Genomic DNA, 24601 nt, shown 5'->3' on the forward strand with positions numbered 1-24601 from the left:
GGTCGAGCCGGTGGTCGAGGTCGTGGCCCCAGTGGTCGAGGTCGTGACCCCGGTGGTCGAGCCGGTGGTCGAGGTCGTGGCCCCAGTGGTCGAGGTCGTGACCCCGGTGGTCGAGCCGGTGGTCGAGGTCGTGGCCCCAGTGGTCGAGGTCGTGACCCCGGTGGTCGAGCCGGTGGTCGAGCCGGTGGTCGAGGTCGTCGCTCCGGTCGTGGATGTGGTGGCGCCGGTGCTGCCTCCGGTCGTCGGCGTCGTCGAGCCGGTGGTCGAGGCGGTCGTTCCGCCCGTGGTCGAGGTCGTGACCCCGGTGGTCGAGCCGGTGGTCGAGGTCGTCGCTCCGGTCGTGGATGTGGTGGCGCCGGTGCTGCCTCCGGTCGTCGCCGTCGTCGAGCCGGTGGTCGAGGCGGTCGTTCCGCCCGTGGTCGAGGTCGTGACCCCGGTGGTCGAGGTCGTGACCCCGGTCATCGAGCCAGTGGTCGAGGTCGTGACTCGGGTGGTGGACCCGGTGGTGGAGACGGTCGTTCCGCCCGTGGTCGAGGTCGTGACTCCGGTGGTCGAGCCGGTGGTCGAGGTCGTCGCTCCGGTCGTGGATGTGGTGGCGCCGGTGTTGCCGCCGGTCGTCGCGGTCGTCGAGCCGGTGGTGGAGGCGGTCGTTCCGCCCGTGGTCGAGGTCGTGACCCCGGTGGTCGGTGTGGTGGCGCCGGTCGTCGCCCCGGTGGCCGAGGTCCTGGCGCCCGTCGTCGAGGCTGTCGCGCCGGTCCTCACCCCGGCTGTTCCGCCGCTCGCTGAGCCCCTCGCACCGGTGTTCCGACCCGTCGTGCCGTCGGCGCCCGGGTCCGCTCCCGGCGCGGAACTGCCTGAAGCCCCGACGCCGGCCGCTCCCGCTGTCGACGCCGTCGCGCCCGCCGCGGTCGCGCCTCCCACCGCGACCCCCGTCGACGACCCGGCGCCGCTCGCGCTCGCCACGTCGACCGGGGACCCGCGCGCCACCGCGCCGGCTCCGTCCGCCCGCTCGACCGCGACCGGCTCGACGTCCGGGACCGCGGCCACGCCGCAGGCCGGTGCGCCGGTCGCCCCGGACACCCCGCGCCCGCCGGTCCCGGCGCCCGCGCCGTCGTCCTCGACGACCTCCTCGTCGTCCTCCTCTCCGGTCGCGTCTCCGGACGCGGCTCCCGCGCCGGTCCTCCCTCTGCCCGAGGGCGGGACGGCGTCCGTCGACACCTCGCCGGCCGGTGCGGCCGCCGGGGTCCTCGACGGCCCGGGCACCTCGCCCGACTGACCCTCCTCCCGGCCGCGCCCGGCCCCGCCCGCTGACCGCGGGCCCGCCGGCGACGCGCGGCCAGAAGGAGCGCGGACTGCGCGCTCCGGAGGAGGACCTCGCATGACGCCTCCCGCGTGACCGGCCGCCCGCGGCCGCCCGGTCCCGGACGTCGGCTCTCCTCCGGAAGCGACGCACCGGCCGGCCGCTGACACCGGTCGTGCCCCGGTCGGCCCCTCGGGCGGGCCGGAGCACGAGGCGGAGAGGTAACGGGGGCTGGAGTCACGCACCACGGACGACGCGGCGTCCCAGTGACTCCCGACCTCTCCGCCCCGGCTGGATCACCCGCTGTGCCGCCCTGGGCAGACCCTGTCCGGGGCGGCACAGTGGCGTCCGTGCTGTACACGGTGGTCTTCCTCGCCGTCGTCCTCGCGCTCGTGGTGCTGGGCGCGCGCCTGGCCGGCGCCTGGGGGCCGCGGCGGACGTCGTCGACGGACGCCCCGGACGCCGCTCGCTGGACCGGCCCGCCGAGGACCGCTGCGTGGACCGGGGACGGCGGCGCCTCCTCCGACACGACCTGGCAGCCCACCGCCGGCCCCTGGACCGGGGACGGCGGGGCCTCCTGGGACGACCACGACCCCGCCGACCGGGAGCCCCCAGGGCCCTGGCCCGGTGACGGCGGCGCCGGCGCGGACGACCGCGGCAGCTCCTGGGACGGCGGCGGCAGCGGCTCGGACAGCAGCAGCAGCGGCTCGGACAGCAGCAGCTCGGACAGCGGCGGCAGCGGCTCGGACGGCGGCAGCAGCTCCGGGGGCGGTGACTGAACGCGCGCAGGCTGGCCCGTTGGGCGGCGGCTGCGCCAGAGTGGCCCGCGTGAGGTACCTGCTGCTCGTCGTGCTGCTGGTCGTCCTGGCCGGCGTCGTCCTGGTCACCGCCCGGAGCGTCTCCGCGTCGCGCCGCCCGCGCCGCCGGCGCCCGGCCCGCGACGGCGGCGGCGACAGCGGCTACTGGGGCGGCGGTGGCGGCTCGTACGACGACGACCGCTCCGGGTGGGACGGCGGCGCCGACGGCGGAGCGGACTCCGGCGGCGGTGGTGGTGGGGACGGCGGCGGCGGAGGTGGCGGCGGGGACTGACCCCCGCCGCGCTCAGCGGTGGCCGATGCCGCCCGGGCCGTGCTCGGCGGGGACCTCCTCGCCCGCGGCGACCGGTCCCGGCGGCGTCCCGTCGCCGAAGGGTGACCCGCCGAGCTCCTCCCGGCCGTGCGGGGTCAGCCAGTTCGACGTGTCCGGCCCCATCGGGATGACCTGCGTCGGGTTGATGTCGGCGTGGACGACGTAGTAGTGCTCCTTGATCTGCGGGAAGTCGGTGGTGTCGCCGAAGCCCGGCGTCTGGAACAGGTCGCGGGCGTAGGCCCACAGCACCGGCATCTCCGACAGCTTCTGCCGGTTGCACTTGAAGTGGCCGTGGTAGACGGCGTCGAAGCGGGCCAGCGTGGTGAACAGCCGGACGTCGGCCTCGGTGATCGTGTCGCCCATCAGGTAGCGGCGGTCGGCCAGCCGCTCCGACAGCCAGTCCAGCGCGGTGAACAGCCGGGAGTACGCCTTGTCGTAGGCGCGCTGGGAGCCGGCGAAGCCGCAGCGGTACACGCCGTTGTTGACCTCCGTGTAGACCCGCTGCATCACCTCGTCCATCTCGTCCCGCAGGTGCTCGGGGTAGAGGTCCGGCGCGCCGTCGCGGTGGTACGCCGTCCACTCGGTGGACAGGTCCAGGGTGATCTGCGCGAAGTCGTTGGTGACGACGGCCTTGGTCGGGACGTCGACCATCGCCGGCACGGTGATGCCGCGCGGGTACTCCGGGTCGCGGGCGAGGAACGCCTCCTGCAGCCGCTCGTAGCCCAGCACCGGGTCGCGCCCGCCCGGGTCGAGGTCGAAGGTCCAGCTGCGCTCGTCGTGGACCGGGCCGCAGATGCCCATGGACAGCACCGGCTCGAGGCCCAGCAGCCGCCGCACGATCGCCGACCGGTTGGCCCACGGGCAGGCCCGGGCGATCACCAGGCGGTAGCGCCCCGGCTCGACCTTCCAGCCGCTGGACCCGTCGGCGGTGATGCGGTCGGGGAGGTAGTTGGAGTCGCGCTTGTACTCCTGGCCCTGCTCGACGTAGCCGGACCCGGTGGTGTCGTCGCTCACCGCCCCAGCTTGGTCGAGACCTCGCCGGTCCGCTCGTGATGACCTCCCGGTGACCGGTGGACGACGCGCCGGCGACATCTCGGTATGTCGACAGGGGGCCGCCTCGGGCGTGTTCGGGCGGCCGGGCCCGCTCGGCTGAGCCGTGGTCAGCCGAGCCGGGAGAGCGTGGCGTCGTCCCGCTGCCCGCCGTACCAGCGGTCCAGCACCGCGGCGAAGACGGCGGCCTCGGGCTCGGCGCTCTCGAACAGCGTCATCGACGAGCGCAGCTTCACCGCGTCGACGGGGCCGAGCACCCGCACGGGGTCGACCGGTCCGAGGTCCAGCAGCGCCTGGGCGCACTCCACCAGGCGTGGGCCCAGCACGGGGTGGTCGAGGTAGGCCTGCGCCTCCGGGAGCCCCGAGATCGCGTAGCGCTGCGCTGTCGGGCTGGAGCCGAGGCCGGTGATCTGGGGGAAGACGAACCACATCCAGTGGCCCCGCTTGGCGCCGGCGCGCAGCTCGGCGAGGGCCTGGTCATACGTGCCGGCCTGGGCGTCGACGAAGCGCTGCAGGTCGAAGGGGTCGCTCACGGCCGCTGCATGCCCGCCGTCCGCGCCCGACCAACCCTCGCCACGCCGCTCGGTCGATGCGGGCGCACGGCACCTCCCGCCGACGACCCGAGGGCCCGGCCGGCGACCCCGCCTACCGGGCGCCGACGGTGGCGGGCTCGCGGGTGCCGGCCTCGTCGTCGACGGCCCGGCCCAGCGCGATCGCCGTCTCCGTGCGCAGCGAGCCGGCCAGCCACAGCAGCACGTCGTGCAGCCGCAGCCGGGTCACCCGCTGCCCCAGGACGGCCCCGGCCCGGGCCTCCAGGAGCGCGAACGCCGCGGCGTTCGCGTGCAGCTCGCGCAGCACCACCGCGTGCACCCCGCTGTCGCCCTCGGCGGTGTGCGGCCACAGCTGCCGCCAGGTGATGCCGTCGAGCAGCGGGAACAGCTCCGGCCGGCGGTGGTGCAGCGCCGCCAGCACGTACGGAGCGTGCGGCCCCTCGCCCAGCGACCGCAGCGCCGCCCCCACGGTGCCCGGCTCGGCGAGCACGCTCGTCTCGTCCTCGGGCAGCTCCCAGAACGCCCGCCCGGCCGCGCGCCGCAGGGCACGCTCGGCCACCGGCAGCGCCGCGTCGAGGGCGGCGCGCACCGCGGACCAGCCCCCCGGGTCCAGCCGGCCGTGCAGGCCCTCGGCGAGCAGCACGTCGCGGTCGGTCATCCGGGGCCCGGTCTCGGGCGGCTGGCGGTCGAAGCGGTCGAAGGCGAAGGCCCGCACCCGCACCCAGTGGCCCTCGCGGGCGTTGGGCGCGCGGAAGCGCAGCGGCCGGCGCCCCAGGGCGTAGCCGACGACGGCGGCGAAGGCGTCGTCCACGCCGATCGGTTCCGGACCGGCGCTGGGCAGCATCAATGCGACGTCCATCGGCTCCCCCTCCGACGTCGGCGTCCTCGCCGACGGTACCCAGGACCGGGCGGTCCGGCCGGGCGAGCGCTCAGGCCAGCGTGACCAGCTCCGTCTCACTCGCGGCGGCGTCGCAGGTCACCGCGGCGTAGGCCGGTCCGGCGGCGTCCGGGACGACGAGGGCGTCCACCGTCGACCCGTCGCACAGGGGGACGTCCGGCCCGACCTCGCCGGTCGCGAGGTCGACCGCGGTGACCGTGACGGCGTCGGCGCCGATCGGCTGCCGCAGCCCGCCGAGGTAGGCGTACCGGGCCTCCGGGTCGACGGCGAGGGAGTCGATGACCTGCTCCTCCGACACGGTCGCCACGCGGGTCGCCGTCGTCGCGCCCGGCTCGACCAGGACCAGCGCCAGCACGTTCGCCTCGTCCCCGATCACGCCGTCGTGGACCGCCAGCACCGCGGCGCCGTCCGGGGTGACTGCCAGCCGGCGGACGTCGTACGCCGGCGTCCCGGGCAGCAGCGGCACCGTGCCGGCCGGCTCCAGTGCCGGGGTGAAGCGGGCGAGCTCGGCGGTCTGCTCCCCGTCGGGCCCCGTCTGGGTGTCCAGGCCGACGAACACCGTCCCGTCGGCCGCGACCGCGATCGCGTCGGCGCGGTTGAGGCCCTGCCCCGTCGAGGGCACGACCCGGTCGGCGGCCACCGCGCCCGTGGCGGCGTCCACCGCGAGCAGCCGGAGGGGCTGGTCCACCCGCTGCACCGCGAGGTAGAGCGTGGCGCCGTCGGGGGAGAGAGCGGTGGCGCTCACGTGTCCGGTGTCCGGGGGCAGGTCGGCGGCGACGGGGACGGTGCCCACCGTGCCGTCCGGCGCGATCCGGGAGACGGCCACGGCGTCGCCGCTGTAGCCGGCCACCACCACGGTGCCGTCGGGCGCGACGTCGAGCCCCGACTCCCAGATCCGCCGGTCGTAGGCGTCGAGGACGACCTCGGTCCAGCCGTCCTCCGCGGTGGGGCGGACGACGACCAGCGGCCCGCCGGCGTCGGCGTCGACGGCGAACAGCAGCACCGGCTCGCCGTCGGGGCCGACCGCGGCGTCCTCGGGGGTGGTGAGGGTCCCGCGCTCGGGCACGGTCAGCGACCCGGTGACCGTGTCGAGGGCGCCGCCGTCGGCGGCCGGCCGTGCCCCGGCGGGGCGGTCGCCGTCGTCGGCGGGAGAGGCGGTGCAGCCGGCGGCGAACAGCAGCGCGGCGCAGAGGGCGGGGAGGCGGAGGCGGGTCACCGGGATCACCCGACCAGCGAGGCGGTGAAGGCGACGCCGCCGTCGACGATGCAGGCGGAGCCGGTGGTGACCGTCTGGGCGTCCGCGGCCAGGACGACGTAGCCGACCCCGCCGCCGCCCTGTCCGCACACCGGCACCGAGGCGACGACCTCGCCGGTGGTCAGGTCGAGCGTGACCAGCGTGGGCTCGTAGTCCGTGGTGTTGTACGGCAGGTACACGTAGCGGCCGTCGGGGTCGGTCGCCAGGTGGTGCGGGGTGTCGGAGGTGTCCTCGAGCTCGATCGACTCCGTGACCGCGCCGTCGCGGACGACGACCAGCCGCGGGTCGCCGGTGGTGAAGTGGCCGGCGGTGACGGTGGCCAGGACGGTGCCGTCGGGCAGCACCTGCAGGGCGCCGGTGACGCTGTCCGGCTCGTCGGCGACCAGCTCGACCGGCTCGGCGGCGAGCTCCAGGCCGGCGTCGTACCGGACCAGGACGGCGCCGGACTCGTCGCCGTCGGCGTCCCGGTCGAGCGACACCTGGGCGTACACGTCGCCGTCCGGGCCCAGCGCGAGGTCGTAGAGGACGGCCTCGCCCGGCGTCTCCAACCCCAGCGACGCGCTCTCCTCGACCTCGCCGCTGGCCACGTCCACGGCGAACAGCAGGCTGCCCTCGTCGTCGTCGTACCAGTCCCCGGCGACGTACAGCGTGCCGCCGTCGGGGGAGAGGGCCGCGGCGGTGCTGTCCGGCGTGCCGTCGACGCCCGCGTCGACCGCGTGCTCGGTGACCTCGCCGTCCCGCACGGTGGCGACGACCAGGCCCAGGCCCTCGGGGCCCGGGGCGGGTCCGGCCACGACGACCGTGCCGTCGTCGGCGGTGAGCACCTGCGAGTACTGGTAGAAGGCGGGCACCTCGGTCACCGCGCTGACCTGCAGGCCGTCCGGGCCGGGCACGAGGCGCACCAGCCAGTCGTGGGCGTAGCCGTCGGGGAGGGCGACCAGGGCGAGCGTGGACCCGTCGGGGTGGGCGGCGAGGTCCCAGATCTGGGCGTCCGGCTGCCCGACGGCCTCGGCCAGGTCCACGCCGCCCAGTTCCTCGGTGAGGGGCCCGGCGCTCACCGCCGGCGGCCGCTGCGGCGTCGCCGCCCCGGCCACGCCGGTCGAGCAGCCGGCGGCCAGGAGCAGGCCGGCGGCGCCGAGGAGGAGGGGCAGCGGGGGGCGGGCGGTCATCGGGGTGCTCCGGGAGGGCAGGGGGCGGGACGCCGTCAGGTTCGCCCGCCGCGCTTGCACGCCACTCGCAGCCGCCTTGCGTGCCAGGATCCGGGGTCATGGGTGCCGTCCCCCGGGAATTCCTGCTGGTCGCCGTCGCGATGGCCGTGCTGGCCGCCGGCGTGGTGCTGCTCGTGACCGGGTCGACGACGGTCGGCTGGGTGCTGGTCGCTGTGGGTGCCCTGCTGGACACCGCGGGCGTCGTGGCGATCGTCCGCCGGGCGGCCGGGCGCGGCCGCCCGGCGTCCCCGCCGGTGCCCGGGGTGGTCGACCGGCGATGAGTCCGGCCGGCCCGGCCGGTCACCGCTGCATGGAGACGATGCAGCAGGCGCTCGCGGCCGCGGCCGCCGAGACCGCGCGCGTGGTCGGGGCGATCCGGGACGACCAGCTCCCCGGCGCGACTCCGTGCGCCGGCACCGCCGTGGCCGGCCTCCTCGACCACCTCGACGGCCTGGCCCTCGCCTTCCGCCTGGCCGCGGAGAAGCAGGCCGGCGGGACGGCGAGCGCGGAGGCCGACGCGCTGACCCCCGACTGGCGCACCCGCATCCCCGAGCGGCTCCAGGCCCTGGCCGCCGCCTGGCGCGACCCGGCCGCCTGGGAGGGCAGCGCGGAGGCCGGCGGGGTCACCATGCCGGCGCCGGAGACGGCCGCGGTGGCGGTGGACGAGGTGCTCGTGCACGGCTGGGACCTCGCCGTCGCCACCGGCCAGCCCTACCGGCCCGACCCGCGGGCCACCGAGGCCGCGCTCGGCTTCGTGTCGGCGGTGACGGCGGACGGGCCGGCGCCCGAGGGGCTGTTCGGCCCGCCGGTCGACGTGCCGGAGGACGCGCCGGCGTTCGACCGGCTGCTCGGCCGCACCGGCCGCGACCCGCGGTGGCGCCCGGCGCAGGGCTGAGGCCTCAGCGGAGCAGGACGGCCAGCTCCTCGGGGTCCTCCTCGCCGCAGCCGCCGCCGGCGAGCAGCTGTGTCCCGTCGGCGCCGACGGCCACGTTCGCGGCGAAGCCCGGGCCGTCGCACAGCGCGACCTCGGCGACGGCCTCGCCGGTGGCCAGGTCGATGGTGGTGACGCCCTGGGTCCCGCCGCTCCCGCTCCACGGCACGTACAGGTAGCGGCCGTCCGAGCCGAGGTCGACGTCGTCGGGCACGACGTCCAGGTCGACCACCTCGTCGAGCTCGTGCACCTGCTCGACCGCGCCGTCGCGCACGACGACCAGCCGGATCTCCGAGGACTGGTAGACGCCGTCGACGGCGACCGCGACGTAGCCGCCGCCGGGCAGGACGAACAGCTCCCGGCTGATGCTCTCGACGGAGTCGGGGAGCAGGGGCACCGGCTCGCCGACGGGCTCGAGGTCGGCGTCGTACTCCACGAGCACGGCGCGCGGCGTGTCGTCGTCGGCCCCGGACTCGACCCGCTCGTCGTAGGCGCTCACCAGCACGGCGACGCCGCCGTCGGGGCGGACGGCGAGGTGCCCGGCGTAGTGCTCGCCGGTGCCGCTGCCCGGGTCGACGTCGACGTCGTCCACGACCTCGCCGGTGCCGGTGTCGAAGGCGACGACCCGGCCGGCGACGTCGCCGTCGTAGCCGAACGAGACGTACAGGACCTGCCCGTCCGGGCTGAGGGCGGTGCCGCCGACGGTGGGCGGGAAGTCGCCGTAGCCGTGCTCGAGGTGGACCTCCTCGGCCGTGTCCGCGCCGGGGGCGACGGTGGCGAGCACGATCTCGTCCCCCGTGTCGTCGCCCTCGACGGTGCCGGCGACGACCACGGTGCCGTCGTCGGCCACGAGCAGCCTCGTGTCGGTGTCCAGCGGCGGGAGGGGGACGGTGCCGGTCGCCTCCAGGCCGGCGCCGGCGGCGTCGAGCCGGACGAGGAGTGTCTCGCCGTCGGCGCCGCCGGCCAGGAGCGCGACGAAGGTGCCGTCGGGCGCGGCGGCGAGGTGCTGCAGGTAGGGGCGCTCGTCGGCGATGGTGTCGGTGAGGGACAGCTCGCCGGCGCGCTCGGTGAACGCCGTGTCGAGCTCGGGCGTGGCCGTGCCGGCGACGGCGGTGCTGCAGCCGGCGAGGGCGACGGCCGCCAGGGCGGGGACCAGGGCGCGGGCGGGGGAGCGGTGCTTCACGGGAGCAGCGTCGGGCGGCCGCCTTGCGCCGCGCTGGTGCCCGGCTTGGCCCGCCTCCCGGGGGGCGTGGTCTGATGCCTGCGAAGGGTTCCCGACGCAGAAGAGGTGCACGCGTGTCCGAGTCCGGCTCCGGTGAGGTCCTGCTCGAGGTGGACGGCGGCGTCGCCGTGGTCACGCTCAACGCCCCCGACCGGCGCAACGCGCTGACCCCGGCGATGGCCCGGGAGCTGATCGGGGTGTTCGACGAGGTCGACGCCCGGCCCGAGGTCGGCGCGCTGGTCGTGACCGCGGTGGGCAAGTCGTTCTGCGCCGGCGGCGACGTCGCCACGCTGACCGCGGCCGGCGAGGACCCGGCCCGCCCCGACCTCTACGACGGCATGTCGTCGATCTACGACTCCTTCTACCGGCTGGGCCAGGTGAAGGTGCCGACGATCGCGGCCGTCCGCGGCTCGGCCGTCGGCGCCGGCATGAACATGCTGCTGGCCACCGACCTGCGGGTCGTCGCCTCCGACGCGCGGCTGCTGGCCGGCTTCCTCAAGCGCGGCATGCACCCCGGCGGCGGGCACTTCGTGATCCTGTCCCGGCTGATCGGCCGGGAGGCCGCCGCCGCCATGGTGCTGTTCGGCGAGGAGATCGACGGCGCCAAGGCCGTCGAGCTGGGTCTGGCCTGGGAGGCCGTGGACGCCGACGCCGTCGAGTCCCGCGCCCGCGAGCTGGCCGCCCGCGTCGCCGCCGACCCGGAGCTGGCGCGGGTGACGGTGGGCAACTTCCGCAAGGAGACGGCGACGGCGGTCTCCTGGGAGGTCGCCACCCAGTTCGAGCGGCCGGCGCAGATGTGGTCGATGCGCAGGCAGGCGCAGAAGTAGCTCAGGGGCGCAGCAGCACCTTGACCGCCTCCCGGGCGTCCATCGCCCGGTAGCCCTCGGCGGCCTCGGCGAGCGGCAGCTCCCGGTCGAAGACCCGGCCGGGGCGCAGGCCGCCGGTGAGCACCGCGTCGAGCAGCTCGGGCAGGTACGTCCGCACCGGCGCGACCCCGCCGCCGGCGCGGACGTTCCTCGTGAACAGGCGGCGGAACGGCAGGACCGCCTGCGGTGCGCCGACGAACCCCACCGCGCCGCCGGGCCGGGTGACGGCGACGGCGGTGTCGACGGCGTCCTGGCTGCCCACGCACTCGCACACCGCGTCGGCGCCGTCTCGGCCCAGCAGCTCGCGGACCGCGGCCACGCCGTCCCGGCCGCGCTCGGCGACGACGTCGGTGGCGCCGAGCTCGGAGGCCAGCGCCGCCCGGGCCGGGTGCCGGGACATCGCCACCACCCGCTCGGCGCCGAGCCGGCGGGCGGCGAGCACCGCGCACAGGCCGACGGCGCCGTCCCCGACGACCACCACGGTGGAACCCGGGCCGACGCCGGCCGCGACCGCAGCGTGGTGGCCGGTGCCCATGACGTCGGCGAGCGCCAGGAGGTCGGCGTCGGTGACGTCGGCGGGCCGGTCGCCGGGGACGCGGACCAGCGTGCCGTCGGCCAGCGGCACCCGGACCAGCTCCGACTGGCCGCCCACGGTGGGCAGGCCCTCGGCGTCCGGCAGCCCGTAGAAGGAGAGCCGTGCGCAGGAGCCCGGGACGCCGCGGCGGCAGCTGTCGCAGGTGCCGTCGACGACCGCGAAGTGCGGCACGACGAGGTCGCCGGGCGCTACGGCGGTGACCGCCGAGCCGACCTCGGTCACGACGCCGAGGAACTCGTGGCCCATGAGCAGCGGCAGGCCGGCGCCGGCGCCGCGGTAGGAGTGCAGGTCCGAGCCGCAGATGCAGGTGGCGGTGACCCGGACGAGCGCGTCGGTGGGCCGCAGCAGCGCCGGGTCGGGCACCTCGCGGACCGTTACGGTGCGCGCGGCGTCGAGGCTGGTCGTCAGCACGGCGAGGAGTGCAGCACACGGGAGGTCGCCCGATGAGGTTCTCGACCGGCCTGCCCGGCCTCGACCGCTACCCGCCGAGCCGGTACCCGCCCGGAGCCGAGCCGTGGCAGGCCCGGCTGACCGCCGCGGACTTCCAGCGGATCGCCCGCACCGCCGACGACCTGGGCTTCGACGCGATCTCGGTGTCCGAGCACCTCGTCGTCCCCACCTCGCTGGCGCCCGCCATGGGGGCGCACTGGCCGCACGCCTCCACCGCGATGGCATTCCTCGCCGGTGCGACGACGCGGATCCGGGTGAACAGCGCGGTCATCGTGCTGCCGTACCACCACCCGGTCGCGCTGGCGAAGGCCGTGGCGACCCTCGACGTGCTGTCCGGCGGGCGGGTGACGCTGACCTTCGGCGTCGGCATGGCGCCGGGGGAGTTCGCCGCACTGGGAGTGCCCTTCGAGCGGCGCGGGGCGGTCATGGACGAGTACGTCGCGGTGCTCAAGGAGCTGTGGACGGCCGAGCGGCCCTCGTTCGACGGGGAGTGGGTGCGCTTCTCCGACGTGGTGTTCGAGCCGCGGCCGGTGCAGACGCCGCACCCGCCGCTGTGGTTCGGCGGGCGGTCGCTGGTGTCGCTGCGCCGGGCGGCGCGGGAGGGCGACGGCTGGGCGCCGGCCGGTGGGCTGCTAGGGAAGGGGCCCTGGCTCGAGGAGCCCGAGCAGCTGCCCGCGATGCTCGACTCCGTGGCCCACCTGCGCGACGGGCGGCCGCTGGACGTCGACTACGCGATGGTGCAGCCGCGGATCGGGCCGGACCACACGGTGCAGCCGCCGGCGTTCCGGCCGACCAGCGCGCAGCAGATCGTCGACGAGGCCGGCCGGCTGGCCTCGCTGGGCGTGACCTGGACCAGCGTGCCCTCCCTCGCCGACGTCCCCGACACCCTCGAGGGCCACCTGGAGGGCCTGCACTGGACCGCGGAGAACGTCCTCGCCGCCTTCCGCTGACCCCGACCGGCACCACCGTCCCCCGCGTCGTCGTGCTCTGCCCGCTCCGGCGGGCAGAGCACGAGCGATCTGGCAGACGTGTGCTCCCTCGGCCCTTCGTGCTCTGCCCGCTGCCGCGGGAAGAGCACGAGCGCGCCGGGAGCACATGTGCGGTCGCAGCGACACAGGCACGTAATGCCGCGCGCCTACCGTCGGCCGGCGTGAGCTTCCGCGTGCCCGTCGTCGACGTCTCGCCGTACGTGACCGGGGAGGGCGACCGGGCCGCCGTCGCGCGCGCCTTCGACGCCGCGTGCCGCGAGGTCGGCTTCGTCCAGGTGGTCGGGCACGGGGTGCCGGACGACGTGGTCGAGGGCCTGACCACCGCCATGGACGAGTTCTTCGCGCTCGACCTCGAGGTCAAGAAGGCCTACCGGACCCCGCCGGAGGTCAACCGCGGATACAGCCCGCCGCGGTCGGAGTCGCTGTCGCTCTCCCTCGGCGTGGAGTCGGTGGCCCGCATGAACGACTTCTTCGAGGCCTTCAACGTCGGCGCCGCGCGGTCGACCTACGGCCGCGACGACCTGCCCGCCGACCACTACGCCGAGAACACCTGGCCGGCCGAGGTGCCCGGCTTCGAGCGGCGCGTGTGGACGTACTTCCTCGAGGCCCGCCGGGTGGCCCGCATCCTCACGACCGTGGCCGCCGACGCCCTCGGCCTGCCGGCCGGCTTCTTCGACGCCTACCTGGACCACTCTGTCGACGTCCTCCGGATGAACAGCTACGCGCTGCCTCCGGGCACCGTCGACCCCGACAGCGACCTCACCGGCATGGGCGCGCACACCGACTACGGGATCCTCACCGTGCTGTGGGCCGACCGGGTGCCCGGGCTGCAGGTGCTCGGCGGCGACGGCGCCTGGCACGCCGTCCAGCCGGCCGAGGGCGCCCTGCTGGTCAACCTCGGCGACCTCACCGGCCGCTGGACCAACGACCGCTGGCTCTCGACGCTGCACCGGGTCAAGCCGCCGGTCGTCGACGGCACGATCCAGCGGCGCCGGTCGGCCGCCTTCTTCTGCGACGGCGACGTCGATGCGGTGGTCCAGACGCTGCCGCAGTGCGTCGACGCCGAGCACCCCGACCGCTACCTGCCGGTGACCGTCGAGGAGCACCTCACCGCGAAGCTGGCCGGCTCGCGGGCCGGCCTCCGCAACCCCCACACCGGCCGGGAGACCGAGCGCCTGCTGGCCGGCCGGGACTGACCGGGGAGGATGCGCGGGTGGGCGCACCCGATCCGGACCTGCTGGCCGTCCTCGACCGGCGGCGGGACCGCATCGAGCACGGCGGCACGGTGATCGTCGAGCGGGGCGCCCGGGTGCAGGTCGGCACCTGGGAGGCCGGGGTCGTCCTCTCCCGGCGCGACGACGGGCAGTACCGGGTCGATGGGTACGACCGCGGCGACCCGCGGCCCGAACTCGTCCTGCCGACCGCCGCCGAGGTGGAGCTGTTCCTGGCCGAGCAGCACCCCGGCCCGGGGCGGTCCACTCCGTTCCGCCACCCCGACGCCTGGCGGTTCGACCTGACCGGGCGGCCCGACGGCACGGTCGAGGTCCGCGAGCACGACAGCGGCCGGCTGCGCGCGACGGCGGTCGGCTGGTCAGGGGCGCGGGCCTACTCGGGGTTCGCCGGGTCCACCCCGGCGGAGCTGGACGCGGAGGCCGGTACCCGCCCGAACGACTGGATGCGGCCGGTCGGCGACCCGCTGGGCGACGACGCCCGCGCCCTGTGCGCCCGGGTGCAGGACTGGATCCGGGACGGCGGCGACGGCACCGGCGCGGTGATCGACCGCGACCGGGCCGAGCTCCACCTCGACGGCGGCCGCTTCCCGAACCGGCAGCGGATCACGCGGGTGCGCGGCGTCTGGCACTGGTGGGGTGCCGATCCGTGGGGCGCGGCACCGCCGGTAGTGATGACGCCGTCGGTCGAGGTGCTCGAGCGGGCGTTGCTGCTCCACTTCGGCCTGGGCGTCCGTGCCCGTGTCGCGGAGCCGGGGTGGCGTCGGCTCGACGCGCTGCTCCGGTCCGCGGTCGACGGCCGGGCGGAGGAGGTGGTCCGGGACGGTGCGGTGGTCGCCCGCGGCGCCGTCGCCGGCCGGGACCTCGACCGCGCCCTGGACCTCTCGACCGACCAGCTCCGGGCCTCGCTCCTCGCGCCGGACGGCGGGCTCCTGGCAGCGGGATCCCGGCAGTAGCCCTCGTCACCGTTCCGTGACCGCGCGGGACTGCCGATGAGGAGGGCATGGCACGACGACGGCGCATCGGGGACGGCCTCGCGACGCTCGGTGGGGCACGGCCGGAGCTGCTGGAGGTGGCCCCGGGCGCGCGGCCGCGGTTCGTGGCGCTCGGCGGCGTGCTGCTGAGCACCGGAGGGCTCGCCGTCCTCTCCATGGCGTTCGCCGTGGCGATGGCGCTGGGCGTGTGGTGGCCGGTCGCGCTGCTCATCGGCCTGGGCTGGGGCTTCGTCGTCGTCAACCTCGACCGGATGCTGCTGGTCGGCATGGCGCACGACTCCTCGGTGGGCCGCAACATCGCGCTGGCGATCCCGCGGCTGGGGCTCGCGCTCGTGCTCGGCGTGGTCATCGCGACCCCGCTGACGCTGCAGGTCTTCCACAAGGAGATCGACACCGAGATCGTCACGATGCAGGCCGAGGCCGCCGACGAGTACCGCACCTCGCTGGAGGCCGACGCGCGGTTCGCCGGGCTGCCGGAGCTCGCCCAGCAGGTCGCCCTCGAGGAGCAGATCGTGGCCACCGGCGGTGCCGCCGACCCGGCGCTGGCCGGCGTCCAGGCCGAGGTCGGGGCCAAGCAGACCGCCCTCGACCAGGCCGTCGCCACCCACCAGCAGCTGCAGGCCCGCGCCCAGTGCGAGCTCGACGGCACCTGCGGCACCGGCGACGCCGGCACCGGCCAGGCCTACGTCGAGGCACGCGCCGCCGCCGACGCCGCGGCCGTCGCGGTGACCGCCGCCCGGACCGCCTTGGACGACGCCCGCTCGGCCGCCGCCGACGCCGAGGACCGCAGCCTCGCGCTCGCCTCGTCCTCCCTGACGACGAACCAGGAGCAGCTGGCGCGGCTGAGCGCCGAGCAGGACCGGCTGCAGGCGCAGTTCGACGACACCAACGAGGGCTCCGGAGGCATCCTGCTGCGGCTGGAGGCGCTCGACCGGCTCAGCGACCGCAACACCACGCTGTGGGCGGCCAAGACGATGCTGTCGCTGCTGTTCCTCTGCGTCGAGATGCTCCCGGTGCTGGTCAAGCTGCTGCTGAACTTCGGCCCGCCGTCGGCCTACGACGAGCTGGCGGCGCTGCGCGACCGCGGCGACGTCGAGGTCGAGGAGCTGCAGAAGCGGTCCCGGCTGGAGATCGCCCAGGCCCAGGAGGAGCTCCTGGTCATGGCCGAGAAGGAACGCGTCGACCGGCATAAGGAGGCCGTCCTGGCCCGCCGCCGCTCGGCGCTGGCCGCGGCCGCGGCGGCCCAGCAGCAGCCGCAGCCGGCCGCACCGGCGCCCGCCGAGGCCCCGGCCGCCGGCGGCGACGACCCGCTGCGCGCGCTGTGGGACACCGGCCCGATCCGGCTGGCCCGCAGCGCCGCCCGGACGGTCCGCACGGCCCGCCGCCGTCCCGGGGTCCCCGCGTAGCCGGCTCACCCGTCGGGGTCACGACCCCCACCGGAGCATGTCCCCGCCGCCCGTCGGCGTGATGCCCTGATCAGGGATCACGCCGACTCGGGAGGGCTGGGATGGGCTGGTTCTTCGCGTGCGACCACGGCGTGGTCGGCCGCTGCCCGGTCTGCGGCAGCCTCGCCGAGCCGCGCCGGGCCACCGACGAGCTCCGCCGGCAGGCCGACCGGCTCGCCGCCGCGCCCGCCGGTGACGCCGACACCGCCGCCCTGCGCGCCGCCTCGCGTCGCGAGCTGGCCGAGCCGGCCGAGGAGCTGGAGGCCGAGCAGGCCGTGCGCGAGGGCATCGCCCGGGTCATCGCCCGCGACGCCGGGCACGTCCCGTGGTGGCGGCGCCGGGCCTCCCGCCCGATCTAGTCCGCGGGGGCCGGCCCGAGCAGCCGCACCTCCTCGATGTCCATCTGCGCCTGGACCTCGCGCAGCACGATGTCGTCGATCCGCCGGGCGTCGCGCAGCGCGATGACCGCCGCCCGCTTGTGCTCGAGCAGGCCCAGCCGCAGCTGCCGGTCCTGCTCGCGCAGCTCCGCACCGCCGTCGCCGTCCGCGGAGTACTCCACCTCCAGGTCGCGGGCGTGCTGCTCGTACTCCGCGCGGACCTGCTCGAGCAGGTCGCCGTCCACCCCGATCCGGGCCGCGACCGACGGGAGCGCCTCGAGCGCCGCCTCCGACGCGCGGGTGCGGGCGAGGTGCACCTCCTCGGCGCGGGCGGTGTCCTCGGGCAGCCGGGCCCAGCGGACGACGGCCGGCAGGGTCACGCCCTGCACGACGATGGTCAGCAGGATGACCACGATCGTCGTGAACACGATGAGGTCGCGGTCGGGGAACGGGGTGCCGTCGCCGAGCGTCTCGGGCACCGCGAGCGCAGCGGCCAGCGACACCGCGCCGCGGAAGCCGGCCCAGCCGACCGCGGTCCGGGTCTGCCAGGTGGCCCGGCGCAGCCGCTGCTGCGGTCGCCGGTCCAGGGTGCGGATGACACCGGCCATCACGTGCACCCAGGCCAGCCGGGTGCCCACCACGACCCCGGCCAGCACCAGCGCCACCCAGAGCGCGTGCAGCTCGCGGCCGTCCTCCAGGTCGTCGATCACCCCGGGCACCTGAACCCCGACCAGCACGAACAGCGAGCCGTTGACCAGGAAGGTGGCGAGGTCCCAGAAGGCGTAGGCCTGCACGCGCGAGCGCGCCCGGATGATCCGCGGGCCGGCGTGGGTGAGCAGCAGCCCGGCGACGACGACGGCGACCACCCCGCTGGCGTGCACCTCCTCGGCGACCAGGAACGCGGCGAACGGGGTGACGACGCTCAGCGCACCCTCCCGCAGCGGGTCGTCGAGCCGGCGGCGGACGCCGATCACCGCGAACCCGACCAGCAGCCCGGCCGCGATCCCGCCGCCGTAGGACAGCAGGAACTCCCCGGCCAGCGGCGCGGGCTCGGCCTCGCCCTCCCCGGTGGCGACCGAGACGGCGACGGCGAACAGGACCAGCGCGGTGCCGTCGTTGATCAGGCTCTCGGCGCGCAGCGTGGTGAGGGTGCGCCGCGGCATCCGCTTGGCGAGGCCCGCGATGGCGGCGGCGTCGGTCGGGGCGAGGACGGCGCCGAGCACCCAGGCGGCGTGCGGGTCCATGCCCAGCGCCATGGCGATGCCGGCCACGGCCGCGGCGGTGGCGATGACCAGCGCGACCGCCGACAGCAGGATCACCCGCAGGTTGGCGCGGATCTCGCGGAGGCTGGTGTTCAGGCTCTCCCAGTAGAGGATCGCCGGCAGGAAGATCAGCAGGACGACGTCGGGCTCGAGCTCCACGCCGCCGATCTCGGGGATCAGGCCGAGCGCGGCGCCGGAGAGGATGAGCAGCACCGGCGGCGCGACGCTGTACCGGGCGCCGACCGTCTGGCCGACGATCACGGTGAGGCTGAAGACGACGGTGACGACCAGCGCGAGCACGGCCCCGCACAGTAGGGCCTCGCACGTGCCGGCCGCCCGCCCTCGACGGCGGCGCGACACCCTTGTAGTTTCCGCGGGCAACCTCCCGTGTGACCCGCGCCACCGGCGCGCGTCCGGAGCCCAGGAGCGCAGCCGGTGGCGGACGAGACCCTCGACGAGTTCCGCGCGCGCGTGCGCACCTGGTTCGCCGAGCACGTGGACCTGACCGACGGGGTCACCGGGTCGATGGACGGCGTGGAGGTCGCCCGGCGCTTCCAGGCCGCGCTGTTCGACGCGCACCTGGCCGGCATCACCTGGCCGGTGGAGTACGGCGGGCAGGGGCTGACCACGGCGCACCAGCTGGCGTTCAACGAGGAGGCCGAGCCGTACGTCGTCCCCACGCTGCCGCTGCTGATCGGGCTGGGCATGTGCGCGCCGACGCTGCTGGAGGTCGGCTCGCAGCAGCAGCGCGACCGGCACCTGGCGCGGATGCTGCGCGGGGACGAGGTGTGGTGCCAGCTGTTCTCCGAGCCCGGGGCGGGGTCCGACGTCGCCTCGCTGCGCACCCGCGCGGTGCGCGACGGCGAGGACTGGGTGGTCAACGGGCAGAAGGTGTGGACCTCGGGCGCCCACTTCTCCGACTACGGCCTGCTGCTCGCGCGCACCGACCCCGACGTCCCCAAGCACCTGGGGCTGACGATGTTCGTGGTCGACATGCGGGCGCCGGGGGTGACGATCCGGCCGCTGCGGCAGATCAGCGGCGGGGCGAACTTCAACGAGGTCTTCTTCGACGACGTGCACGTGCCCGGGGACGCCGTCGTGGGCGAGGTCGGCCGCGGCTGGCAGGCCGCGGTCACCACGCTGATGAACGAGCGGGTGTCGATCGGCGCGGGCGGCGGCGGGCTGGGCCGGCGGCTGGGCGGCGGGGAGTTCGCGGCGCTGGCCGACCTCGCCCGGCGCCGCGCCGGGCTGGCCGACCCGGTGCTGCGGCAGTCCCTGGCGTCGGTGTTCGTGGAGGAGCGGCTGCTGGAGCTGCTGTCGAGCCGGATCCGCGAGGACGTGAAGGCCGGCCGTACCCCGGGTCCGCAGGGCTCGGTGGCCAAGCTCGCCGGCGCGCAGCTGTCGCGGCACGCGGCCGAGGTCGGGCTGGAGCTCCTCGGGGCGTCGGGCACCGCGTGGCCGGCCGACGACCCCGACGCCGAGCGCTGGACGCAGGCGCTGCTGGGCGCGCCGGGCAGCGCCATCGCCGGCGGCACGCCGGAGATCATGAAGAACATCCTGGGCGAGCGCGTGCTGGGGCTGCCGCGGGAGCCCGCGGTCGACCGGGACGTGCCGTTCCGCGAGCTGAAGGCGGGGGGTGGCCGCTCGTGACCTCGGTGGCGGAGGACCTGCGGACGTCGGTGCGCGGGTTCCTCGAGGCGGTGGTGCCCGAGGCGGAGGTGCGGCGGATCGCCGACTCGTCGTCGGGCTTCGACGCGGGGCTGTGGTCGCGGCTCACCGACCTCGGGCTGACCGGCCTGGTCGTGCCGGAGCAGTTCGGCGGGGCGGGCGCGGGGTTCGCCGAGCTGGGCGTCGTCCTGGAGGAGACGGGGCGGGCGCTGCTGCCGGCGCCGTTCTTCTCGACCGTGGTGCTGGGGGCCTCGGCGCTCGTGCTGTCCGGCGACGCCGACGCGCAGGCTCGGTGCCTGCCCGGGATCGCCGACGGGTCGCTGCGGGTGGCGGTGGGCAGCGTGACCGGGTCGCCGTCGTGCGAGGCGGTCGAGGGGTCGCGCGGCTGGCTGCTCGACGGGACGGCCGAGGCGGTCGTCGAGGGCGCGGGCGCCGACGTGCTGCTGGTGTTCGCGGACTGCGACGGCGGGACGTCGCTGTTCGCGGTGGACGCCGCGGCCGGCGGGCTGTCGCGGACGCCGCTGCGCACGCTGGACCTCACCCGCCGGCAGGCGCGGGTGGAGCTGCACGCGACGCCGGCCACGCCGGTCGGGGAGCGGGGCGACGGCGACCGGGTGCGGGCGGCGCTGCTCGACCGGGCGCTGGCCGCGCTGGCCGCCGAGCAGGTCGGGGGAGCGCAGCGGGTGCTCGAGACGGCGGTGGAGTACGCGCGGACCCGCTACCAGTTCGGCCGGGCGATCGGGTCGTTCCAGGCGGTCAAGCACCGGTGCGCCGACATGCTGATCGACGTCGAGCGGATGCGGGTGGCGGCCGCGGCGGCGCTGGCGGCGGTGGACGCGGGCTCGCGCGACCTGCCGGTGGCCGCGCGGGTGGCGGCGTCGTTCTGCGGCGACGCGTACTTCGAGGCGGCGGCGTCGAACATCCAGGTGCACGGCGGGATCGGGTTCATCTGGGAGCACCCGGCGCACCTGTACTACCGGCGCGCGAAGGCCTCGCAGCTGCTGCTCGGCTCGCCCGCGGAGCACCGCGAGGCGCTGATGGACCTGCTGGAGGGCTAGACCAGTTCGGGGACGCGCAGGTGGGAGAGGACGACGTCGGTCTCGGCGACGTCCAGCACCCGCGCGCCGACCGCCCGCGTGAACTCGTCGCGCATGATCCGCGACCGGTCGCGCACCGCCTCCAGCGCGACGCGGCTGTGGAAGGTGACGGTGCTGACCGCGCGGTCGTTGGCCCGGTCGGCCAGGAGGCTGAGGCTGCAGAAGTTCGGCAGCTCCTCCAGCCGCGGCACCAGCATCTCGCGGTAGGCGTCGAGGAACCGGTCCATCTGCCCGTCGTCGACCCGCACCCAGGTCAGCCGGGCGGCGCCGCGGTCGTGCATGGCGTGCGCCCGGTGCAGGACCGCGATCTCCCACTCGTGCACCTCGATCTCGGCGCCGAAGGCCGCGATGAGGCGGTCGCGCATCGGGTGCACGAGGGCGGCGCTGGCGTGCATGGCCTCCTCGTCGCGCCAGGCCGAGGTGGCGATCGAGCGGCCGGTGTCGCGGTCGACGAGCAGCGACAGCCCGACGCAGCCGGGCATCTGCTCGACGGCGGGCAGTGCCTCCGCGCGCATGTAGGCGATGCCGGCGTCGATGGCGGCGGTGAGGCCGCGGATGGTGGTGGATCGGGCGTACACGGTGTCCCCCTTCCCGGCGGCGACGCTGCCGCAGGGGTCAGCGTCCTCGGGTCGGGGCTCCGCTGCCAGGGATCGGCGCGTCCGCCGACCGCTAGGAAGGGGCCATGGACACCACGCGGATCCCGTTCGGCCGGCCCACGGAGCCGGTCGAGAGCTCGAGCGACCCGGGGGAGATCGCGGCCTTCGCGCTCGCGGTCAACGACGGCGACCCGCGGTACCAGGACGGCCGCGCCGTGCCGCCCACGTACGCGGTCGTGCCCGGACTGCAGCCGTTCCTGGCCTCGGTGCTGCGGCCCGACCACGAGGCGCTGGCCGGCGGGCGGGGCGCCGGGCACGGCGAGACCGACCTCTACATCCACCGCCCGCTGCGGCCGGGCACCGTGCTGCGGACCACCGCGGAGGTCAGCTCGGCCGTCACCAACCGCGGGGGGCTCAACCTGTTCAACCGCGTCGCCAGCGTCGACGAGGACGGCGAGCTGGTCTACGAGCACTTCTGGTCGGTGATGTACCTGGGCGAGGTCACCGGCGGCGACCGCGGCCGGCCGATGGCCGACCACACGTTCCCGGAGGGGGCCCGGTCGCGGCGGGTCGGCTCGATGGTCCTCGGGACGACGGCCGACCAGACCTTCCGCTACGCCGGCGCGTCGGGGGACCGGGCGGTGATCCACGTCGACGACCGCGCGGCCCGGCCCATGACCGGCGACCGCGGCAAGTTCCTGCAGGGGCTGTGCACGCTCGGCATCGCGAGCCGGGCGCTGGTGGCGCTGGCCGCCGGCGGGGAGCCGCACCGGATCCGGCGGATCGCGGTGCGCTTCGCCCGGTACGCGTTCCCCGGGGACGAGATCACGGTGTCGGTGTACGACGCCGGCCCGGCGGACGGCGGCCGGCGCGCGTTCGCCTTCGAGGCGGAGTCGGGCGGGCAGACGGTGCTGCGGCACGGCCGGGTCGAGGTCGACCCGGCCTGAGTCCGCCGTCCCCAGCGGCCGGTGACCCGCTCTCGGCCGATGAGCTCCGCCGTCGGCGCCGGTCTGTAGTCGCGGACCGACCGACCCGCACCGGAGGAGAGCCGCGATGACCGCCACCTACACCTGGGACGTCTTCAGCAGCGTCGACGGCTTCGGCTCGTACGACGAGTTCGGCGACTGGGGCGGCTACTGGGGCAAGCAGGGGCCGGAGTTCCTCGACCGCCGCATCGAGCAGTACCGCGCCGACCAGCGGCTGGTGATCGGCGGGAACACCTTCCGGGAGTTCGTGGGGTTCATGGGCGACGCCGCCGGGGTGTCGGAGGCCGACGACCCGGTCAACCACCGGATGACACACATGCCGACGACGGTGGTGTCGACGACGCTCGAGGGCCCGCTCGACTGGCCCGACGCGACGCTGGCCGTCGGGGACGCGGTCGACGTCGTGGCCCGGCTCAAGGAGGAGTCGCCGGTGCCGCTGCGGTCGCACGGCAGCCTGTCGATGAACCGGTCGCTGATGGCCGCCGGGCTGGTCGACCGGGTGCAGCTGACCCTGTTCCCGGTGATCACGGGCCGGACCGGCACCGACCCGATCCTCGCCGGCGCGGCCGACTTCGACCTCGAGCTGCTGGAGAGCCGGACGCTCGACGCCCGCATCCAGGAGCTGGTCTACCGGCCCACGCTGCACTGAGACCGCGCCGCCCGGCGGCTCACTCGCCGCGGGCGGGCTCCGCCGTCCGGCCGGACGCGGGGTCGACGGTCCGCCACAGCTCGTCGAAGGCGATGCTGTCGTAGAGGGCCGTCCCGTCGACCACCTCGCCGTCGCGCAGGGTCAGGAACCAGGCGTAGGTGTTGCGGTACTCCGTCCCGGCGGTGGTGACGCCCGCGCCGTCCCACAGGACGACGACCGTGTCGCCGTCGGCGTACACCCCGCGGATGGTGACCGGCCGGAACGGCGCGTCGGCCGGGAACCGCGCCGCGAAGGGGAGCAGGACCTCGTCGACGAACTGCCGCGCGCTGCCGTAGGTCCCCGCGGCCAGGGACCGGCCCGCGATCTCCCACGTCATGTCGTCGGCGAAGATGCGGGAGACGTGCCCCTCGCCGCGTGACCACGCGGTGAAGGCGTCGGTCACGATCTGCCGGTTGGTCGTCATCGGGCGATCCTGGCGCAGCGCGCGCCCTCGGCGGGGCGTCGCCGCCGCGGCTCAGCCGACGAGGAAGGCCGAGGAGGTCCACGCCCGGTCGTCGCAGACGCCGGTGGCGACCAGGGACCCGCCGTCGGCGGCCAGCTCGACGCTGCCGAAGGACGCGCTGGTGACGCACAGCGGGACCTCGGAGACCGCCACGCCCGTGGCCAGGTCGACGGCCGCGAGGGTGGCCGCGGCGCCGGTGTGGGTGAGCGGCACGTAGGCGTAGCGGCCGGTGCGGTCGAGCGCCAGGTCGGCGGGCAGCCAGTCCGAGGCGAGCGGGCGGCTCGCCGCGACCTCGCCGTCGCGGACGACGACCAGCCCGTAGCCGGTGCCGGTCACGGCCGTCGTCCCCAGGGCGACCACCGCGGTGCCGTCCGGGGCGACGGCCAGGGCGTGGCCGCGGGGCGAGGCGGCGCCGGGAGCCACGTCGACCGGGTCGCCGAGCGGGGCGAGGTCGGCGTCGACCTCGACGACGTGGAGGCTGCCGCCGGTGGCGTCCTCGGAGCGGGCGCTCACCAGCACGGTGGCCCCACCCGCGGGACGCGCCTCGACGGCCTCGACGCTGACGACGCCGGGCACGCCGAGGTCGAGCACCGTCTCGGCGCGCACCTCGCCGGTGGCGACGTCGACCGCGGCGAGCGTGGAACCGAGCGCGGGCCCGCTGCCGAACCAGGAGTGGCCGACGTAGGCGGTCGCGCCGTCGGGGGAGAGGGCCAGGTGGCCGCCCTTGGACCCGCTGTGGGCGTCGGTGCTCCACACCGGCTGCGGCACGTCCTGCCCGGGCCGCAGGGCGTAGAGGACGACGTCGGCCCCGGCGGTGGTGGCCACCGACCCGCGGCCGAGGGCGAGGACGGTGCCGTCGGGGGTGACTGCGAGGTCGGCGTCGAAGTCGAGCGCCGGCATCTGCCAGCTGGTGCGGCCGCCCGGTTCCGCGCCCGCCGGCGGGAAGAGGCGGATCAGCCGGGTCGAGTCGGTGCTGCCGTCGACGGCGCCGACGAGGGCGACGTAGCCGCCGGCGGGGTGGGCGGCGGCGGAGAAGGCGACGAACCCGGGCTCCACGTCGAGGGCGGTCTCGTCGAGCGCTGTGGTGAAGACGCGCGGAGCCGGGGCGCTGGAGGTCGCCGCCGAGCCGCCGCCCCGCGCGGCGCCGTCGTCCGCGGCGGGCGTGGGGCGGCCGTCGGTGGTGCCGGCGCAGCCGGAGACGGTCGCCACGGCGGCGAGGGCGAGTGCGGCGGCACGGGCGCGGGGGAGCACGGCGGTCCTGTCGGTCGGCGGAGCGGTCATCGCTCCATCGGTCGATCCGGTCCCGCGACCCAGGGCACGGAGGGCCGGCTGACCCGAGCGGGGGAGGTGCG

Annotated in this window: 26 protein-coding genes; 15 read left to right on the forward strand and 11 right to left on the reverse strand. The window is 76.2% G+C overall.

What is annotated here, in order from left to right:
• From ACI8AX_RS11815 to ACI8AX_RS11825, 3 genes are all read left to right on the forward strand, one after another.
• Positions 1 to 1276, forward strand: a 1276-nt coding sequence (locus ACI8AX_RS11815) for a hypothetical protein (protein WP_456550006.1), incomplete at its 5' end; no start/stop codon positions are given.
• 374 nt (positions 1277 to 1650) lie between these two features.
• The gene (locus tag ACI8AX_RS11820) at positions 1651 to 2079 is read left to right on the forward strand and encodes a hypothetical protein (RefSeq protein ID WP_456550007.1); all 429 of its coding nucleotides are present in this window, start codon (positions 1651 to 1653) and stop codon (positions 2077 to 2079) included.
• Positions 2080 to 2128: 49 nt separating this feature from the next.
• On the forward strand, positions 2129 to 2389 hold the full coding sequence (locus ACI8AX_RS11825) for a hypothetical protein (RefSeq protein WP_456550008.1): 261 nt from the start codon (positions 2129 to 2131) through the stop codon (positions 2387 to 2389).
• Between the two features lie 12 nt (positions 2390 to 2401).
• Here the strand turns inward: ACI8AX_RS11825 and ACI8AX_RS11830 are convergent, their stop codons facing one another.
• The 5 genes from ACI8AX_RS11830 to ACI8AX_RS11850 all read right to left on the reverse strand — a co-directional run bounded on the left by ACI8AX_RS11830 (position 2402) and on the right by ACI8AX_RS11850 (position 7351).
• Positions 2402 to 3442 (reverse strand): glutathione S-transferase family protein, encoded by a 1041-nt coding sequence (locus tag ACI8AX_RS11830; RefSeq protein WP_456550009.1) that lies wholly within the window; start codon positions 3440 to 3442, stop codon positions 2402 to 2404.
• Between the two features lie 146 nt (positions 3443 to 3588).
• Positions 3589 to 4011: a DUF1810 domain-containing protein gene (locus tag ACI8AX_RS11835; RefSeq protein ID WP_456550010.1), complete on the reverse strand. Its 423-nt coding sequence runs from the start codon at positions 4009 to 4011 to the stop codon at positions 3589 to 3591.
• Between the two features lie 112 nt (positions 4012 to 4123).
• Positions 4124 to 4888, reverse strand: coding sequence for a DUF6308 family protein (locus ACI8AX_RS11840; RefSeq protein ID WP_456550011.1), 765 nt, complete (start codon positions 4886 to 4888; stop codon positions 4124 to 4126).
• Positions 4889 to 4958: 70 nt separating this feature from the next.
• Entirely contained in the window at positions 4959 to 6143 is a 1185-nt protein-coding gene (locus ACI8AX_RS11845; RefSeq protein WP_456550012.1) for a hypothetical protein, read from the reverse strand.
• A gap of 5 nt (positions 6144 to 6148) precedes the next feature.
• Positions 6149 to 7351, reverse strand: a complete 1203-nt coding sequence (locus tag ACI8AX_RS11850) for a hypothetical protein (RefSeq protein WP_456550013.1) — start codon at positions 7349 to 7351, stop codon at positions 6149 to 6151.
• Positions 7352 to 7449: 98 nt separating this feature from the next.
• Here ACI8AX_RS11850 and ACI8AX_RS11855 point away from each other — a divergent pair, with 98 nt between their 5' ends.
• Positions 7450 to 7671, forward strand: a complete 222-nt coding sequence (locus tag ACI8AX_RS11855) for a hypothetical protein (protein WP_456550014.1) — start codon at positions 7450 to 7452, stop codon at positions 7669 to 7671.
• Positions 7668 to 8285, forward strand: coding sequence for a TIGR03086 family metal-binding protein (locus ACI8AX_RS11860; RefSeq protein WP_456550015.1), 618 nt, complete (start codon positions 7668 to 7670; stop codon positions 8283 to 8285). Before ACI8AX_RS11855 ends, ACI8AX_RS11860 begins: the two co-directional genes overlap by 4 nt.
• Before the next feature lie 4 nt (positions 8286 to 8289).
• Here the strand turns inward: ACI8AX_RS11860 and ACI8AX_RS11865 are convergent, their stop codons facing one another.
• Entirely contained in the window at positions 8290 to 9504 is a 1215-nt protein-coding gene (locus ACI8AX_RS11865) for a hypothetical protein (RefSeq protein WP_456550016.1), read from the reverse strand.
• Between the two features lie 113 nt (positions 9505 to 9617).
• Between ACI8AX_RS11865 and ACI8AX_RS11870 the strand changes: the two genes are divergently transcribed.
• Positions 9618 to 10370, forward strand: a complete 753-nt coding sequence (locus tag ACI8AX_RS11870) for an enoyl-CoA hydratase-related protein (RefSeq protein ID WP_456550017.1) — start codon at positions 9618 to 9620, stop codon at positions 10368 to 10370.
• Position 10371: 1 nt separating this feature from the next.
• Here the strand turns inward: ACI8AX_RS11870 and ACI8AX_RS11875 are convergent, their stop codons facing one another.
• Entirely contained in the window at positions 10372 to 11415 is a 1044-nt protein-coding gene (locus ACI8AX_RS11875) for a zinc-binding dehydrogenase (RefSeq protein WP_456550018.1), read from the reverse strand.
• A 32-nt stretch (positions 11416 to 11447) separates the two neighbouring features.
• Here ACI8AX_RS11875 and ACI8AX_RS11880 point away from each other — a divergent pair, with 32 nt between their 5' ends.
• The 5 genes from ACI8AX_RS11880 (at position 11448) to ACI8AX_RS11900 (ending at position 16471) form a co-directional block, all read left to right on the forward strand.
• Complete coding sequence (locus tag ACI8AX_RS11880; protein WP_456550019.1) at positions 11448 to 12404, forward strand: TIGR03619 family F420-dependent LLM class oxidoreductase; 957 nt, start codon at positions 11448 to 11450, stop codon at positions 12402 to 12404.
• Between the two features lie 200 nt (positions 12405 to 12604).
• Positions 12605 to 13639 carry an isopenicillin N synthase family dioxygenase gene (locus tag ACI8AX_RS11885; RefSeq protein WP_456550020.1) on the forward strand — a complete coding sequence of 345 codons (1035 nt, stop codon included), beginning with the start codon at positions 12605 to 12607 and terminating at the stop codon, positions 13637 to 13639.
• Positions 13640 to 13656: 17 nt separating this feature from the next.
• The gene (locus tag ACI8AX_RS11890) at positions 13657 to 14628 is read left to right on the forward strand and encodes a hypothetical protein (protein WP_456550021.1); all 972 of its coding nucleotides are present in this window, start codon (positions 13657 to 13659) and stop codon (positions 14626 to 14628) included.
• 47 nt (positions 14629 to 14675) lie between these two features.
• A complete protein-coding gene (locus ACI8AX_RS11895; protein WP_456550022.1) occupies positions 14676 to 16073 on the forward strand; it encodes a DUF4407 domain-containing protein in 1398 nt (465 codons plus the stop codon).
• A gap of 101 nt (positions 16074 to 16174) precedes the next feature.
• Complete coding sequence (locus tag ACI8AX_RS11900; RefSeq protein ID WP_456550023.1) at positions 16175 to 16471, forward strand: hypothetical protein; 297 nt, start codon at positions 16175 to 16177, stop codon at positions 16469 to 16471.
• Here the strand turns inward: ACI8AX_RS11900 and ACI8AX_RS11905 are convergent.
• Positions 16468 to 18051, reverse strand: a complete 1584-nt coding sequence (locus tag ACI8AX_RS11905) for a Na+/H+ antiporter (RefSeq protein WP_456550024.1) — start codon at positions 18049 to 18051, stop codon at positions 16468 to 16470. The genes ACI8AX_RS11900 and ACI8AX_RS11905 overlap by 4 nt on opposite strands.
• Positions 18052 to 18186: 135 nt before the next feature.
• Here ACI8AX_RS11905 and ACI8AX_RS11910 point away from each other — a divergent pair, with 135 nt between their 5' ends.
• Both ACI8AX_RS11910 and ACI8AX_RS11915 read left to right on the forward strand, forming a co-directional pair.
• Positions 18187 to 19401, forward strand: a complete 1215-nt coding sequence (locus ACI8AX_RS11910) for an acyl-CoA dehydrogenase family protein (protein WP_456550025.1) — start codon at positions 18187 to 18189, stop codon at positions 19399 to 19401.
• Entirely contained in the window at positions 19398 to 20477 is a 1080-nt protein-coding gene (locus tag ACI8AX_RS11915; protein WP_456550026.1) for an acyl-CoA dehydrogenase family protein, read from the forward strand. Before ACI8AX_RS11910 ends, ACI8AX_RS11915 begins: the two co-directional genes overlap by 4 nt.
• Here ACI8AX_RS11915 and ACI8AX_RS11920 read toward each other — a convergent pair.
• Positions 20474 to 21094: an antibiotic biosynthesis monooxygenase gene (locus ACI8AX_RS11920; protein WP_456550027.1), complete on the reverse strand. Its 621-nt coding sequence runs from the start codon at positions 21092 to 21094 to the stop codon at positions 20474 to 20476. The two genes, ACI8AX_RS11915 and ACI8AX_RS11920, sit on opposite strands and share 4 nt — an antisense overlap.
• A gap of 104 nt (positions 21095 to 21198) precedes the next feature.
• Between ACI8AX_RS11920 and ACI8AX_RS11925 the strand changes: the two genes are divergently transcribed.
• Complete coding sequence (locus ACI8AX_RS11925; protein WP_456550028.1) at positions 21199 to 22059, forward strand: MaoC/PaaZ C-terminal domain-containing protein; 861 nt, start codon at positions 21199 to 21201, stop codon at positions 22057 to 22059.
• A gap of 106 nt (positions 22060 to 22165) precedes the next feature.
• Positions 22166 to 22747, forward strand: coding sequence for a dihydrofolate reductase family protein (locus ACI8AX_RS11930; RefSeq protein ID WP_456550029.1), 582 nt, complete (start codon positions 22166 to 22168; stop codon positions 22745 to 22747).
• A gap of 19 nt (positions 22748 to 22766) precedes the next feature.
• Here the strand turns inward: ACI8AX_RS11930 and ACI8AX_RS11935 are convergent, their stop codons facing one another.
• Positions 22767 to 23210 (reverse strand): nuclear transport factor 2 family protein, encoded by a 444-nt coding sequence (locus ACI8AX_RS11935; RefSeq protein WP_456550030.1) that lies wholly within the window; start codon positions 23208 to 23210, stop codon positions 22767 to 22769.
• 51 nt (positions 23211 to 23261) lie between these two features.
• On the reverse strand, positions 23262 to 24530 hold the full coding sequence (locus tag ACI8AX_RS11940) for a hypothetical protein (RefSeq protein ID WP_456550031.1): 1269 nt from the start codon (positions 24528 to 24530) through the stop codon (positions 23262 to 23264).
• Positions 24531 to 24601 lie beyond the last annotated feature (71 nt).

Source organism: Blastococcus sp. SYSU D00813 (assembly GCF_054050735.1).

Excerpts from the sequence above, each read along its gene's own strand:
- ACI8AX_RS11940 (WP_456550031.1), bottom strand. The coding sequence starts at position 24,530 with ATGACCGCTCCGCCGACCGACAGGACCGCCGTGCTCCCCCGCGCCCGT.
- ACI8AX_RS11840 (WP_456550011.1), bottom strand. The coding sequence starts at position 4,888 with ATGGACGTCGCATTGATGCTGCCCAGCGCCGGTCCGGAACCGATCGGC.
- ACI8AX_RS11935 (WP_456550030.1), bottom strand. The coding sequence starts at position 23,210 with ATGACGACCAACCGGCAGATCGTGACCGACGCCTTCACCGCGTGGTCA.
- ACI8AX_RS11850 (WP_456550013.1), bottom strand. The coding sequence starts at position 7,351 with ATGACCGCCCGCCCCCCGCTGCCCCTCCTCCTCGGCGCCGCCGGCCTG.
- ACI8AX_RS11855 (WP_456550014.1), top strand. The coding sequence starts at position 7,450 with ATGGGTGCCGTCCCCCGGGAATTCCTGCTGGTCGCCGTCGCGATGGCC.
- ACI8AX_RS11880 (WP_456550019.1), top strand. The coding sequence starts at position 11,448 with ATGAGGTTCTCGACCGGCCTGCCCGGCCTCGACCGCTACCCGCCGAGC.
- ACI8AX_RS11900 (WP_456550023.1), top strand. The coding sequence starts at position 16,175 with ATGGGCTGGTTCTTCGCGTGCGACCACGGCGTGGTCGGCCGCTGCCCG.
- ACI8AX_RS11925 (WP_456550028.1), top strand. The coding sequence starts at position 21,199 with ATGGACACCACGCGGATCCCGTTCGGCCGGCCCACGGAGCCGGTCGAG.
- ACI8AX_RS11930 (WP_456550029.1), top strand. The coding sequence starts at position 22,166 with ATGACCGCCACCTACACCTGGGACGTCTTCAGCAGCGTCGACGGCTTC.
- ACI8AX_RS11895 (WP_456550022.1), top strand. The coding sequence starts at position 14,676 with ATGGCACGACGACGGCGCATCGGGGACGGCCTCGCGACGCTCGGTGGG.
- ACI8AX_RS11860 (WP_456550015.1), top strand. The coding sequence starts at position 7,668 with ATGAGTCCGGCCGGCCCGGCCGGTCACCGCTGCATGGAGACGATGCAG.